This window comes from Streptomyces endophytica, assembly GCF_026153355.1.
GTDB classification, from domain to species: domain Bacteria; phylum Actinomycetota; class Actinomycetes; order Streptomycetales; family Streptomycetaceae; genus Streptomyces; species Streptomyces endophytica.
In genome coordinates this window covers 2,592,244-2,606,146 of record NZ_CP110636.1, presented here as the reverse complement: position 1 = coordinate 2,606,146, position 13,903 = coordinate 2,592,244, and the positions used below count along the sequence as shown (strand labels likewise).

Annotated in this window: 7 protein-coding genes and 3 pseudogenes; 7 read left to right on the top strand and 3 right to left on the bottom strand. The window is 72.3% G+C overall.

Features of this window, described 5'->3' with window-relative positions:
• Positions 1–246 precede the first annotated feature (246 nt).
• Entirely contained in the window at positions 247–1,497 is a 1,251-nt protein-coding gene (locus tag OJ254_RS11790; protein ID WP_265362285.1) for a helix-turn-helix domain-containing protein, read from the bottom strand.
• Positions 1,498–2,188: 691 nt separating this feature from the next.
• Here OJ254_RS11790 and OJ254_RS31005 point away from each other — a divergent pair.
• Positions 2,189–2,473 (top strand): hypothetical protein, encoded by a 285-nt coding sequence (locus tag OJ254_RS31005; RefSeq protein WP_341483600.1) that lies wholly within the window; start codon positions 2,189–2,191, stop codon positions 2,471–2,473.
• A 133-nt stretch (positions 2,474–2,606) separates the two neighbouring features.
• Here the strand turns inward: OJ254_RS31005 and OJ254_RS11780 are convergent.
• Positions 2,607–3,819 (bottom strand): annotated as a pseudogene (locus OJ254_RS11780) (amidohydrolase family protein).
• A gap of 339 nt (positions 3,820–4,158) precedes the next feature.
• Here OJ254_RS11780 and afsR point away from each other — a divergent pair.
• From afsR to OJ254_RS11755, 5 genes and pseudogenes are all read left to right on the top strand, one after another.
• Positions 4,159–7,095 (top strand): SARP-family global regulator AfsR, encoded by a 2,937-nt coding sequence (gene afsR, locus OJ254_RS11775; RefSeq protein WP_265362284.1) that lies wholly within the window; start codon positions 4,159–4,161, stop codon positions 7,093–7,095.
• A gap of 236 nt (positions 7,096–7,331) precedes the next feature.
• On the top strand, positions 7,332–7,535 hold the full coding sequence (locus tag OJ254_RS11770) for a hypothetical protein (protein ID WP_265362283.1): 204 nt from the start codon (positions 7,332–7,334) through the stop codon (positions 7,533–7,535).
• Between the two features lie 246 nt (positions 7,536–7,781).
• Positions 7,782–8,060: a hypothetical protein gene (locus OJ254_RS11765; protein WP_265362282.1), complete on the top strand. Its 279-nt coding sequence runs from the start codon at positions 7,782–7,784 to the stop codon at positions 8,058–8,060.
• Between the two features lie 166 nt (positions 8,061–8,226).
• Positions 8,227–9,776: pseudogene (locus OJ254_RS11760) on the top strand (class I adenylate-forming enzyme family protein).
• Positions 9,777–9,952: 176 nt separating this feature from the next.
• Entirely contained in the window at positions 9,953–10,543 is a 591-nt protein-coding gene (locus OJ254_RS11755; protein WP_265362281.1) for a TIGR03086 family metal-binding protein, read from the top strand.
• A gap of 503 nt (positions 10,544–11,046) precedes the next feature.
• On the opposite strand, the pseudogene OJ254_RS11750 reads toward OJ254_RS11755, so the two are convergent.
• Positions 11,047–12,620: pseudogene (locus OJ254_RS11750) on the bottom strand (FadD3 family acyl-CoA ligase); the annotation flags it as partial.
• A 130-nt stretch (positions 12,621–12,750) separates the two neighbouring features.
• Here OJ254_RS11750 and OJ254_RS11745 point away from each other — a divergent pair.
• Positions 12,751–13,902 (top strand): lipid-transfer protein, encoded by a 1,152-nt coding sequence (locus OJ254_RS11745; RefSeq protein WP_265362280.1) that lies wholly within the window; start codon positions 12,751–12,753, stop codon positions 13,900–13,902.
• Position 13,903: the final 1 nt, after the last annotated feature.

Sequence of the window (13,903 nt, the reverse complement as noted above, 5' to 3'; positions counted from 1 at the left end):
CACGGTGGGCGAGGGAGTGGGTACGTACGCGCCTTCCGGCCGAGACCGCCCGGAAGCCGGCAGTAACAGCTCCCCAAGCGACTCGAAGATACGGGCGATACAGTCCGGCATGTCGACCTGCTTTCCTCAGGTTGGCCATGCCCCCGGGCCGCCCTGCATGCGGCCGCGGGGGTCCTCATCGGTCGTACGAGGAACGACCGTAGGACCCCGAAGAAGGGTGAAGGGGCACAGTTTGTACCCCTCTGTTCATGCGGCCAATACCCCCATCTTCACGGCCAGTTCGCTGGCACGACGGCGCTGCGCCGGGCTCTTCGACTCCGTCTCTTCCAGCACGATGCGCCGCGCGTAGCCGTTGTAGCGGACGGTCTCCGGTGCCGCCTCGTGCGCCTTGCCGAGAGCGGCGAGGGCGGCCTCCGCCTGGCCGTCGAGCTGATAGCCGCGGGCTTCCTCGATGCGATGCCGCGCCCGGCGCGGCCGGGACGGAATCGTCGTCGCGTCCGCCGCAGATGCCTGCCGTACGCTCTCCGCTCCCGCATGCAACTCGACCGCGACCGTGACGGCGTGGGCTCCTATGACCGCGCGGGAGAACGAGGTCATGGGGTGGTAGTAGTCGGTGGGGAGCCGCTCCGCCACGGCGCGGGCCGTGTCCCAGTACCGCCAGGCGGTTCCGGTTTCTCCCCGGCGCGCCGCGGTGTACCCCGCTTCGAACTGCAGCGCTCCGGCGATGGCCAGGACGTCGTCGCTCGCCTCGGGCAGGAAGGCTTCGAGATAGCGGAGGGCCTCCAGATTCACTGCATCCGCGGCCTCGAAATGCGCATGCCCGCTGTCGCGGTGCGCCTGTGTCGCCAGCCAGGCGGCCATCCCGATGACGTGCGGGTCCTCCGATTCCTGGGCTGCGATCATTCCGCGCTCCACCACTCGCCAGAGCAAGGAGGCGTCCGGCTGGTACGCGAGGAAGAACTGGCTGAGGCTGTACGCCTCCGAGAGCAGCCCTTGTGCCGCCCGCCGCTCCCGCGCGGAGTCCGCTTGCAACACGGCGAGTTGTGCGTCCTGGAGGAGAGACGGCAGAAGCGCGCCGATGACCTCCCGGTGATTCGGGGAGGAGTGGCGGGCGCGCCAGGCGCGGGTGAGGCGTTCCCGAAGGTGACGGGGAGTCGGCGCCTCCTGCTGGGCGGTCAGCGGAAAGGCGTCCAGGGCAGCACGTACCTGCGGCAGCCGGGCATGCCCGGGGCCTGCGAAGAGGCCGACCGACATCGACTGGTCACCCGTGAGGTCGGCCAGGTCCCCTACGCGGAGAGCCTCCGCGATGCGCAAGATCGTGGGCAGCTTGGGCATGTGCAGCCGTCCGCCCTCGACCTGCTTGACCCAACTCGGCGACTTCCCCAGCAGGCCGGCCAGGACAGTGCGGCTCATCCCCCTCCGGGTCCGCAGGATCTGCATCCGCTGCCCGAAGACCACCGGCTCGGCGTACGGGTCCGGAGTGGCATCTGACGTCACGGCCTTGCCCCTCTCTGTCCATCTCGTGACTCTCAGAGTAGGGGCGGGTCGCCGTGCGTGGTGATCCCTGTGGAAAACCTGCCGGACCGGCCCGAGCCGCTCCCTGGGCCGGCCCGTTGCGATATGCGGCACCGAACCCCCGCCCCCTCCGGTAAGGTCGCTCTCTTCGCCCGGTGGGAGCCGGTGTGCGGAGTCATGAAAGCCGGTTCACGGTGTGCGCCGATGCAATCGATCCCTGTCCTTCGCTCCGGCTGGATGCCGCGCTGGAGCGGCTGGCCGGCACCTTCCGTGGGATGGCCGCCCATCCCGACGAGGACAACTGTGAGTGTCACTGGGGCAGCGCGGAGGAGCTGGCGCAGCTGAAGGTGGCGGACGTGGTGCTGGAGCCCGATCTGCTGCGGCGTACCTGGCAGGCGGTCGACTGGGAGTTTCCCGGGGAGGTGCTGCGGCGGATCCTGCCGCAGCTCGCCGGGGAGCTGGTCGCCGGGCGGGTCGAGCCGCTCTTCGGCATGGAGGAGGTCGGCCGGGCGTTCGCCCGCGGCCGGTGGCAGGCGTGGCCGGACGGACAGGCCACGGCGGTGCGGGAGTTCCTGTGCGCCTGGTGGGCACACACGCTCACGGACCCCCGCGCCGCCGTCCCCGCGTACGAGGTGCTCGCCTGCTGTGCCGAGGCCTCCGGCACGCTCACCCCGTGGCTCGCGGCATGGGCGGCGCGGACCGGCCCGGTGGCCGACCGGCGGCTGGTCGAGGCGGTGGAGGACTGGGAGCACGAGCTGCTCAGGACGAGCTGCCCTGGGACGCCTGGGAGGGCGAGGACGAGCTGTGTGCCGAACTCGCCGGCTGGCTGGTCCGGCACGCGCCGGCCCGGCTGCGGTCCCAGGGCGCCCCGGAGGAGCTGCTGCAGCACGTACGGCTGCTCGGTCTCACGGACGAGGCCCGCTGGGAGGATCCGCATTGGCCCGGTTACGCGTACTGATGCACGTACTGACCACGTGTTGATCAACGCGCCGATCAACGCGCCGATCCACGCGCTGATCCACGCGCTGATGCCGGGCCGGTGGCCGGCGGCGTCGTACCGCGGTCGTACGGGCGGACTCGCCGCCTCCCGCTCAGCCCGCCCAGAGGCCCTCCGCCGTCAGGCCGAGCAGGTCGATCGCGTTGCCGCGGACGATGCGTTCCACCACGTCCGGCGGCAGGTGGCCCATCTGGGCCTCGCCGACCTCCCTCGACTTGGGCCAGGTCGAGTCGGAGTGCGGGTAGTCCGTCTCGTACAGGACGTTGCCGACGCCGATCGCGTCCAGGTTGCGCAGGCCGAAGGCGTCGTCGAAGAAGCAGCCGTACACGTGCTCGGCGAAGAGTTCGGAGGGCGGGCGGAGGACCTTGTCGGCGACGCCGCCCCAGGCGCGGTTCTCCTCCCAGACGACGTCGGCACGCTCCAGGATGTACGGGATCCAGCCGATCTGGCCCTCGGCGTACATGATCCTCAGTCGGGGAAGCGGTCGAACTTACCGCTCATCAGCCAGTCGGTCATCGAGAAGCAGCAGTTGGCGAAGGTGATCGTCGAGCCGACGGCGGGCGGCGCGTCGGCCGAGGTGGACGGCATCTTCGACGACGAGCCGATGTGCATGGCGATGACCGTGCCGGTCTCGTCGCAGGCCCGCAGGAACGGGTCCCAGTAGTCGGTGTGGATGCTGGGCAGCCCCAGGTGGGGCGGGATCTCGCTGAAGCAGACCGCCCGTACGCCGCGGGCCGCGTTGCGCCGTACTTCCGCGGCGGCCAGCTCCGCGTCCCAGAGGGGGACGAGGGTGAGCGGGATCAGCCGGCCCCGCGCCTGCGGGCCGCACCATTCCTCCACCATCCAGTCGTTGTACGCGCGCACCCCCAGCAGGCCGAGCTCGCGGTCCTTGGCCTCGGTGAAGGTCTGGCCACAGAAACGGGGGAAGGTGGGGAAACACAAGGCGGACTGCACGTGATTGACGTCCATGTCCGCGAGCCGCTCGGGGACGCTGTAGGAGCCGGGGCGCATCTGCTCGTACGTGATGCCTTCGAGCTTGATCTCGTCGCGGGCGTAGCCGACGGCGGTGTCGAGGCGGGTCAGCGGCCGGTGCAGGTCTTCGTAGACCCACCAGTCGGCTATCGGCCCGTCGTCCCCCGGGCGCCCATCTTCGGGGCGAACTTGCCCCCGACGAAGGTCATTTCCGCGAGCGGTGCCCGGACGATGCGGGGCCGGTGTCCTGGTACTTCGACGGGAGCCGGTCCCGCCAGACGGGGGGGCTCCACCGTGTGGTCGTCCACCGAGATGATCCTGGGGAAGGTCTCCATGCGGTCACGGTAGCGCGTAACTGACGGTCCGTCAGCTAGTCGGAAGGCAGACCCGCGGTGCGGCTCGGCCGGCCCGCCCGGCGTCTCCGCGCACGCGCCTCCCGTGCCCCTGACGCGTACCAACTGCCCCGGGGGCGCACGGAAGCCGGCCCTCCGCGCCCCTGCCATGCGCCCCGGCGCCCCCGGCACCATCAGGCGAGGAGGCTTTGTGCACGGTCCGGACCCCTACTGACGTAAGGGGGCACGACAAGGCAGACTGGCCGTTGCGCACAGCGAGTAGGTGCATACAGCGAGAGGGCGCATACAGCGCGGATGGATGCCACAGGGCAGGGGGACACCATGGACGACGGTCCGGGGCGGGAGCGGCTCCGCTTCACCGTGCTCGGTCCCGTACGGGCCTGGCGCGGCGCGACGCCGTTGGCGGCGGGCTCCCCGCAGCAGCGAGCGCTGCTGGCCGCACTACTGCTGCGCGGCGGGCGGACCGCCACCGCGCCCGAGCTGGTCGACGCCCTGTGGGGCGACGAACCACCGCACGCCGCGCTCGCCGCGCTGCGGACGTACGCGTCCCGGCTCCGCAAGGCGCTGGGCGACGACGCCGCGGCCCTGGTCAGCGAGTCCGGCGGCTATGCGCTGCGGCCGGTGGACGGCTGCCCGCTGGATCTCGACCACGACCACGCGGAGCAGTACGCCTCCGAGGCGGAGAAGTCCAGGGCGGCCGGTGACCGGGCCCGGGCCCGGGAACTCCTCGACCGGGCGCTGGCGTTGTGGGACGGCGAGCCGCTGGCCGGCCTGGCCGGCCCGTACGCCGACACCCAGCGCACCCGTCTGCACGAGTGGCGGCTGTCCCTCATCGAGGCCCGCCTCGAACTGGACCTCGAACTCGGCCACCACGCCGACGCGGTCTCCGAGCTCACCGCCCTCACCGCCGCCCACCCCCTGCGCGAGCGCCTGCGCGAACTGCTGATGCTGGCCCTGTACCGCAGCGGCCGCCAGGCGGAGGCGCTCGCGGTCTACACCGACACCCGGCGCCTCCTCGACGACGAACTGGGCGTCGAGCCGTGCGCCTCGCTGTCGGAGCTGCAGCAGCGGATTCTGCGGGCGGACACGGATCTCGACGCGCCGCCCGTGGTCATCGACGGCCCGGACGCCACCGACCCCGTCGTGGTCCGACCACAGCAACTTCCGGCCACGGTGGCCGATTTCACCGGCCGCAACGCCTTCGTCGACGAGCTCGGCAAGCAACTGGCCACCGCCGAGGGCAGTGTCATGGCCGTCTCCGCGCTCACCGGCATCGGCGGCGTCGGCAAGACCACCCTCGCCGTGCACGTCGCGCACGCCGCCCGCGAGCACTTCCCCGACGGCCAGCTCTACGTCGACCTCCAGGGCGCCGGCCACACCCCGTCCGAGCCCGAAGCCGTACTGGGCTCCTTCCTCCGGGCCCTCGGCACACCGGACTCCTCCATTCCGGACGGTCTGGAGGAGCGCTCGGCCCTCTACCGCTCCACCCTCGCCGGGCGCCGGGTGCTGGCCCTGCTGGACAACGCCCGGGACGCGGCGCAGGTACGGCCGCTGCTGCCCGGCTCGGAAGGGTGCGCGGCGCTGATCACCAGCCGCGCCCGGCTGATCGACCTGGCGGGCGCGTACCTCATCGACGTCGACGTGATGAGCCCCGAGGAGGCACTGAAGCTCTTCACCCGCATCGTCGGGGAGGAACGGGTCACCGCCGAACGGCAGTCGGCGATGGCGGTGGTCGGTGCCTGCGGCTTCCTGCCCCTGGCGATCCGCATCGCCGCCTCCCGGCTCGCCGCCCGCCGTACGTGGACGGTCTCCACCCTCGCCCGCAAGCTCGCCGACGAACGCCGGCGGCTGGACGAGCTCCGGGCCGGTGACCTCGCGGTCACCGCCACCTTCGAGCTGGGCTACGGGCAGCTGGAGCCGCACCAGGCACGGGCGTTCCGGCTGCTGGGCCTCGCCGACGGCCCGGACATCTCGCTCGCCGCCGCGGCCGCCCTGCTGGACATGGACGCCGACTCGGCGGAAGACCTGATCGAATCCCTCGTCGACGCCAGCCTCCTGGAGTCCGCGGCGCCGGGCCGCTACCGCTTCCACGACCTGGTCCGGCTGTACGCCCGGGCGTGCGCGGAACGGGACGAGCACCCGCCCACGGAGCGGGACGCGGCGCTCTCCCGGCTGCTGGACTTCTACCTGGCGACGGCCAAGGAGGTCTACACCCTGGAGCGCCCGGGCGACCGGCTGGCCGACCACATGGAGCGCCCGCAGTACGCGGGGCTCACCTTCACCGACCGCATAGGAGCCCTGGAGTGGCTCTTCGCCGAGGCCCGCTGCCTGCTGGCGTGCGCCCAGCAGTCGGCCGGCCCGAAGACCCTGCGGCGGGCGGTGGACCTGCTGCTGCTGGCGCAGGACCTCGCCGAATCCGGTGCGGACTCCCGGCAGTACGAGCACGTGAACATGGCCCTGCTGGAGGCCGCCCGGGCGTTGGACTACCAGCGCGCCCAGGCCCGCATCCACGTCGCGCTCACCAACGTGCACACCCTCGCGGGCCGGTTCGACAAGGCGGACGAGCACGCCCAGTCGGCCATGCTGCTGGGCCTCGCGACCAAGGACGCCTTCGCCTCCTCGTACGCGCCGAACGACCGCGGCATCATCGCGAACTCGCAGAGCCGCCACGCCGACGCCGAGGCGTACCTCACGCAGGCGCTCAGCGCGTTCCGCGAGGACCGCAACAAGCCGTCGGAGGCCAGCGCCCTGTGCAACCTGTCGCGGGTCCACCTGGCCACCGACCGGGTGGACACCGCGATCCGGCTGGCGCAGGAGGGCATCGCCATCTACCGGGAGCTGGGCGCCACCCGACGGCTGGCCAACGGGATGTACGCGCTCGGGCTGGCCTTCACCCGCGCGCAGCGGCTGGAGGACGCCACCGAGCAGCTCAGCAAGGCCCTGGCGATCTTCCAGGCGAGCCGGCAGCGCTTCTGGGAGGGCATGACGTACTTCCGCCTGGCCGAGACCGACCTGACCGCAGGTCACCCCGCCCAGGCCGCCAACCACGCCGAACAGGCGCTGACCGCCCTCCGGGCCATCGGCGGCGAGTGGTGGCACGCCAACGTCCTGACCCTGCTCGGGCGCGCCCTGGACGGCGTGGGCCAGACCGGCCGGGCCCGGGTGTGCTGGCAGGAGGCGCTGAGCGTCTACGAGCGGCTGGATTCCCCGGAAGGAGCCGCGGTGCGCCGTCTGCTGCGTCCGGTGGCAGCCGCCTGACCTGCGCGGACCTCGGCCGGCAACACCCGGCGACGGCGCTGGACGCGGACGTTTATCGATCGTTCATCGCGTAGGGCCAGTCTTCTACTCACCGACCCGCCGCCTCGGGGGGCAAGCGGTTCGGTCAGTTGGCCCCACCGTTATGGTGTTCGGCCCCGACGCACCTGTCCGGCGACCCACGGGGGAGTCGCCGGCCGGGTGGCCGGAAACAAGCGCCCAAACAGGAGTTGATCAGCTTGGCCACCGAGAACACCCAGCCCAACGAGCGGGACATCATCAAGCCGCTCGACCACCACCAGCCCATCATCGGCCCCAACGGCCGTCGCATCGTGGGCAAGAACGACCAGCAGGCGACGCCTGGTGAGGACATCATCAAGCCGCTGGACCACCACCAGCCCATCGGCAAGCCGATCGGCGACGCCTTGGGCGAGCCCAAGTAGCACGCACCGGAGGGGTTCGGGGGATCGCAGGGGCCGTTCCGATGGCACGGAGGGGAGCCATCGGGAACGGTCCCTGCGGCATTTCCGCGCACGCGCAGGTCCGCACACGCGCATATCCGCACAGACTTCGGCTATCCGGCCGACCTGCACCGGTTTCCGGCCATGCGCTCGAACGTGTGGCTGAGGTCCGCGAAACCCTCCCTACGCTCAATGCACTGCCACCCCATCGTTAACGGAGGAAACAGCATGACCCGCGCTTACAAGGCCGTCCTTCTCACCGCTCTCACGGTTGCCGCGGCGGGTGCGGCCGCCGCACCGGCGATGGCCGATTCGACCCGCCCGGTATCCGGCCAGGTCTCGACGCTCGACCACCACGCCCCGATCACCGCGAGCGGGATAGCGTCCGGCACCTCCGTCGCCCTGGGGGACAACCACACGCCCGTCGCCCCGGCGGACAAGCACATGCCCGTCGCCCTGGGGGACAACCACGCCCCCGTTGCCCCGGCGGACAACCACACGCCCTGACCTGACCCGGCGCAGGCCCTACGACGGCACCACCTGAGCACCTCGGCAGCGGGACCATGCGACAGCGCATGGTCCCGCTGCCGTTGTGCGTGCACAATATCTGACGCTCCATCAGATCCGCTGCTACAGTGCGCCCCACCCGTCCCCCGGAGTCAGGAGGCGCGTCGTGTTCGAGGTCGGTCGTGTGCGGTCGCTCTGGGAGCTGGTGGAGTATCGGGCGGAGGCGTCGCGGGGGGCGCCGATGTTCTTCGACGCGGAGGGGCGGAGCGTCAGCTTCGACGGGGTGCGGGACGAGGCGTTGCGGGTGGCCGCCGGGCTGCGGGGGCTGGGGATCGGGCCGGGACGCGGGTGGCGTGGCAGTTGCCGACGCGGATCGGGACGGTGCTCGTCTCGCTGGCGCTGGCCCGGCTCGGGGCCGTGCAGACACCGGTCATTCCGCTGCACCGGGAGCGCGAAGTCGGCTTCATCCTGGCGGAGTCGGCGGCGGAGTACATGCTCGTCCCGGGCGAGTGGCGCGGGTTCGACTACGCCGCGATGGCCCGCAAGGCGGCCGGGGACGGCGTGCGGGTGGTGTCGGTGGGGGGCGGGTTGCCCGTAGGGGATCCGTCCGGGCTGCCGGACGACGTGCCGGAGCGGGACGGGACGCGCTGGATCTACTACACCTCCGGGACCACCTCGTCGCCCAAGGGCGTGGAGCACACCGACGCGAGTCTGATCGCCGGCGGCGTCGGGCTGGCGACCGCGCTCGGGATGTCCGCGGAGGACATCGGTTCGATCGCCTTCCCGTACGCGCACATCGCCGGGCCGGACTACGTCATCGCCATGCTGGTCAGCGGCTTTCCCGCGGTCGTGCTGGACAGCTTCGAGCCGGGCCGGGCGGCCGCGGTCTACCGGCGGTACGGGGTGACCATGGCCGGCGGCAGCACCGCGTTCTACCAGGCGTTCCTGGACGAGTCACGGCGCTACCGGCGGGACCGCCCGGACGCCGGGCGGCTGATCCCGACGCTCCGGGTGCTGTCGGGCGGCGGCGCCCCGATGTCTCCGGAGCTGTACGCGGCGGCCGGGCGGGAGCTGGGGTGTGCGGTGGTGCACGGCTACGGGATGACCGAGTGCCCGATGATCGCGATGGGCACGCCGTACGACAGCGACGACCAGCTGGCGCGGACGGTGGGCCGGCCGGTGACGGGGGCCCGGATACGCCTCGTCCGGCCCGACGGGAGCGAGGCGGCGCCCGGGGAGACCGGCGAGGTGACCCTCAAGGGCCCGATGCTCTTCCGGCGGTACACCGATCCGGCACTGACCGCGGAGGCGTTCGACGCCGACGGGTACTTCCGCACCGGCGACCTGGGCCGGCTGCGCCCCGACGGGCACCTCGTGCTCACCGGGCGGCTCAAGGACATCATCATCCGCAAGGGCGAGAACATCTCGGCCCAGGAGGTCGAGGGGCTGGTGCAGACCCATCCGGCGGTCGCCGAGGCGGCCGTCATCGGGCTGCCGGACCGGGAACGCGGTGAGCGGGTCTGCGCGGTGATCACGCCCGCCGACCCGGCCGCCCCGCCCCTCACCCTCGACGCGCTGACCGCGCACCTGCGGGCGGCCGGGGTGATGGCGCAGAAGCTGCCGGAACAGCTGGAGACCACCGCCGAGCTGCCGCGCGGCGGCCCGCTGAACAAGGTGCTGAAGGCGGCGCTGCGGGAGCGGTACGACCGGCGCTGAGCCTCTCGGCCCACCGCCGTAGGCCCGGCCCCGGGCCCGCGCGCGGCGACCTCGCCGGATGTCCGGTGTGGCGATGAGTTCTTCCGGCGTGCGGAGTCTGCACTGTGGAGGTGGCCGGCGGTACGGCGGCCGGCAGACGGACGACAAGCGCTCCGCAGGACGGAAGGAACCGCACGATGACCGAGATGATCGACTTCGCGGCGCAGGCCCGGGAGGTCTCGCGGCTTGCCGCGGGAACGACCGAGCAGCAGCTCGATGCGCCGACGCCGTGCGAGAAGTACGCGGTGCGCCATCTGCTGGGCCACCTCGTCGGCCTGGCCGCCGCCTTCCAGGACGTGGCGCGCAAGGACCTCGGGCCGGCGACCCGGCTGTCCCCCGACGCGATGCGGCCGGACGTGGACCCCGGCTGGCGTGCGGAGCTGGACCGCAACCTGGCGGGGATGACCGCGGCCTGGCACGCGCCGGACGCGTGGCAGGGCGAGACACAGGCGGGCGGCGTCACGCTCCCGGGCGCCGTCGCGGGCCGGGTCGCGCTCAACGAGCTGGTACTCCACGGCTGGGACCTGGCCCGCGCCACCGGCCAGGAGTACGTGCCCGACCCGGACGCCCTCCAGCTGTCGTACGAGCTGCTGTCCTCCTGGGCGGAGGACAGCGCGAACGGCCCGCTGTTCGGCAGCGTGGTCCCGGTACCGGAGGACGCACCCCTCCTGGACAGGGTGGTAGGCCTCGCGGGCCGCCGCCCTGACTGGGTACCTCCGGTTCGTTAGCCCACGTACCCGTCTGTCCCGCCGTCGGGCTTGCTCGCCGTTGCGCTTTGCGGCGCCCCGCACGTACCCGTCTTTCCCGCCGCGGGGCGTGTTCGCCGTTGCGCCTGGCGGCGGGCGTGGTGTTTTCGGGTGCGGTGCCGGCCCTCCAGACTTCGTCCTCCGGTCCAGCCCCTCCCGTAGTGGGGAGTTTCTCAGCTGGTCGGGGGCGGGCGTAATCCGTTGCCCGCGCGTACGTGGGCATTACGTGCACCCCCACCGTCCTTCACTTTCCCCCTCACGGGAGGGGACGGGCCGGAGGGGCCGGTTGTGTGGACGTAAAGCGTCAGCAGTCCACACAACCGGCCCCGGAGGCCCGTCACCGCACCCCACAACCCAGCCCGCCGCAGGCGCAACGGCGAGAACAACCGCGGCGGGACGGACAGGTACGTGCGGGGCGCCGCAAAGCGCGCAACGGCGAGCAAGACCCGCGGCGGGACGGCAAGGTACGTGGGGCCCTTACCCCGTCGCAGATGGTTTTTCAGGACCTTCCCACCCGCGTTCCGCGGCAGCTCCCGCACGAAGGCGACCTCCCGCGGGACCTTGTAGTTGGCCATCTCGCGGCGGGACCAGGCGATCAGGTCGTCCGCGGTGAGGGACGCGCCGGGGCGGCGGACCGCGTAGGCCTTGCCGACCTCGCCGAGGCGCGGGTCGGGGATGCCGATGACGGCGACGTCGGCGATGTCCGGGTGGCGGCCGAGGAGCTGCTCTATTTCGGCGGGGTAGGCGTTGAAGCCGCCGACGATGAACATGTCCTTGATGCGGTCGGTGATCCGGAGGTTGCCGGCCGGGTCGAGGACGCCGACGTCACCGGTGTGCAGCCAGCCGTCGGCGTCCACGGCCTTGGCGGTCTCCTCCGGGTCCTCGAAGTAGCCGCGCATGACGTGGTGGCCGCGCACCAGCACCTCGCCGGGCTCCCCCGGCCCGGCGAGGACCCGTACCTCCGTGTCGGGGATCGCGCGGCCCGAGGTCGCGGCGATGACCCCCGGGTCGTCGCCGCGCCGGCACATCGTGACCAGGCCGCTCGCCTCGGAGAGTCCGTACGCCGTCAGGACCGTGCGGACGCCCAGCTCGCCGCGCAGCCGCTCGACGAGCTGGAGCGGCACCACGGCCGCGCCGGTCACCACCAGGCGCAGCGCGCTCAGGTCGTGGGCGCCGCGGGCCGGGTGGTCGAGGAGGGACTGGTGCAGGGTGGGCGGGCCGGGCAGGACCGAGATCCGTTCGGCGGCGAGGTTGGCCAGCGTGGTGTCCACGCTGGACACCGGCTGCGGCACCATCACCGCGCCCGGAGCAGGCAGGCGATGATGCCCGCCTTGTAGCCGAAGGTGTGGAAGAACGGGTTGACGATCAGGTAGCGGTCGCCCGCGCGCAGGCCGGCCAGTTCGCTCCAGACGCCGTAGCAGCGCAGGGTCTGCTCGTGGGTGATGACGGCGCCCTTGGGGCGGCCGGTGGTGCCCGAGGTGAAGATGATGTCGGAGGGCGCGTCGGGCCGCACCGTGTCGGCGCGGCGCCGGACTTCCCCGGTCGTGATCCGGTCGCCGGCGGCGAGGAATTCCTTCCAGGTCCGGTAGCCCTCGGGTGCGCTGTCCGAGAGCACCACCACCTGTTCCAGGTGCGGGAGTCCGGCCGTGCTCTCCGCGGTCGCGCGGCGCAGGGCGGCCACGTAGGAGGTGCCGAGGAAGGTGCCGGTGACGAAGAGCAGCCGGGCGCGGGTGCGGTGCAGGAGGTGGGCGGCCTCGGTGCCCTTGAAGCGGGTGTTGACGGGGACGAGGACCGCGCCGGCGGTGACCGCGCCGAGGGCCGCGACGATCCAGTCGAGGGTGTTGGGCGCCCAGACGGCGACCCGGTCGCCGGGGGCGACGCCGGAGGCGATGCAGGCGGCGGCCGCCCGCTCGACGCGTTCGCCGAGTTCCGCGTAGGTGACCCGGGTACGGCCCTCGACGACCGCTTCCCGCGGGCCGTACCGCCGGGCGGCGGCGCGCACCAGGCGGGGGATGGTGCCGTGCTCCAGGTCCGCCCGCACCGCCGCGTCGTCGCCCATCGCACTGCCTCCCGCGGAAGAAGTTCCGGCCGCCGAGTGCGGACCGGTGGCATCCCAGTAGCTGACTACCCGTCAGATTAGCGGTAGCCTCCTCGGCTGTCAGTACGGACGACGGACCCCGGAGGTGGCGATGGGGGCGACCCTCAAGGACGCGACGGCGATAGCCGGCATCGGACAGACCCCGTTCGCCAAACGACTCCCTGATCCCGAGAAGACGCTGGCCTGCCGGGCGATCGTCGCCGCGCTCGACGACGCCGGGATCGCCCCCTCGGAGGTGGACGCCTTCGCCTCGTACACCATGGAGGAGACCGACGAGGTCGAGATAGCCAAGGCGATCGGCGCCGGGGACGTCACCTTCTTCTCCAAGGTCGGCTACGGCGGCGGCGGTTCCTGCGCGACGGTGGCCCATCTGGCCGCCGCCATCGCCACCGGCCAGGCGCACGTCGGCGTCGCCTGGCGCTCCCGCAAGCGCGGCTCGGGGCCGCGCCCCTGGAAGAACACCCAGGTGCAGCTGCCGACCCCCGGGCAGTGGACCCGGCCCTTCGGGCTGCTGCGCCCGGCCGACGAGATCGGCCTGCTGGCCCGCCGCTACCTGCACGAATACGGCGCCACCCGCGACCACCTCTTCAACGTCGCGCTCGCCTGCCGCAACCGGGCCAACCAGAACCCGGCCGCGATGATGTACGAGCGGCCGCTGACCCGCGAGATGTACATGACCTCGCGCTGGATCAGCGAGCCGCTCTGCCTCTTCGACAACTGCCTGGAGACGGATGGCGCGTTGGCGTGCGTCCTGGTCTCCGCCGAGCGGGCCCGCGACTGCCGCCACCGGCCCGTGTACGTCCACTCCGCCGCCCAGGGCCTGCCCGCCCAGCACCACGGGATGGTCAACTACTGGAACGACGACCCGCTGACCGGCCCGGCCTGGACCGCCGCCCGGCAGCTGTGGAAGCAGGCCGACTTCGGGCCGCAGGACGTGCACGTCGCGCAGATCTACGACGCCTTCACCCCGCTCATCCCGCTCTCCCTGGAGGGCTACGGCTTCTGCGGGCGCGGCGAGGGCGCGGCCTTCACCGAGGGGGGCGCCCTGGAGATCGGCGGCCGGCTGCCGATCAACACCGGTGGCGGCGGCCTCTCCGAGGCGTACGTGCACGGCTTCAACCTGATCACCGAGGGCGTCAAACAGCTGCGCGGCACCAGCACCGCGCAGGTGCCGGACGCCGCGACCTGCCTGGTCACCGCGGGCGAGGGCGTGCCCACCTCCGCCCTTCTGCTGAGGAGTTGAG

What these genes read in the sequence shown, in the direction of transcription:
- afsR (WP_265362284.1), top strand. Translation starts at nt 4,159, where the DNA reads ATGGACGACGGTCCGGGGCGGGAGCGGCTCCGCTTCACCGTGCTCGGT.
- OJ254_RS11765 (WP_265362282.1), top strand. Translation starts at nt 7,782, where the DNA reads ATGACCCGCGCTTACAAGGCCGTCCTTCTCACCGCTCTCACGGTTGCC.
- OJ254_RS11755 (WP_265362281.1), top strand. Translation starts at nt 9,953, where the DNA reads ATGACCGAGATGATCGACTTCGCGGCGCAGGCCCGGGAGGTCTCGCGG.
- OJ254_RS11745 (WP_265362280.1), top strand. Translation starts at nt 12,751, where the DNA reads ATGGGGGCGACCCTCAAGGACGCGACGGCGATAGCCGGCATCGGACAG.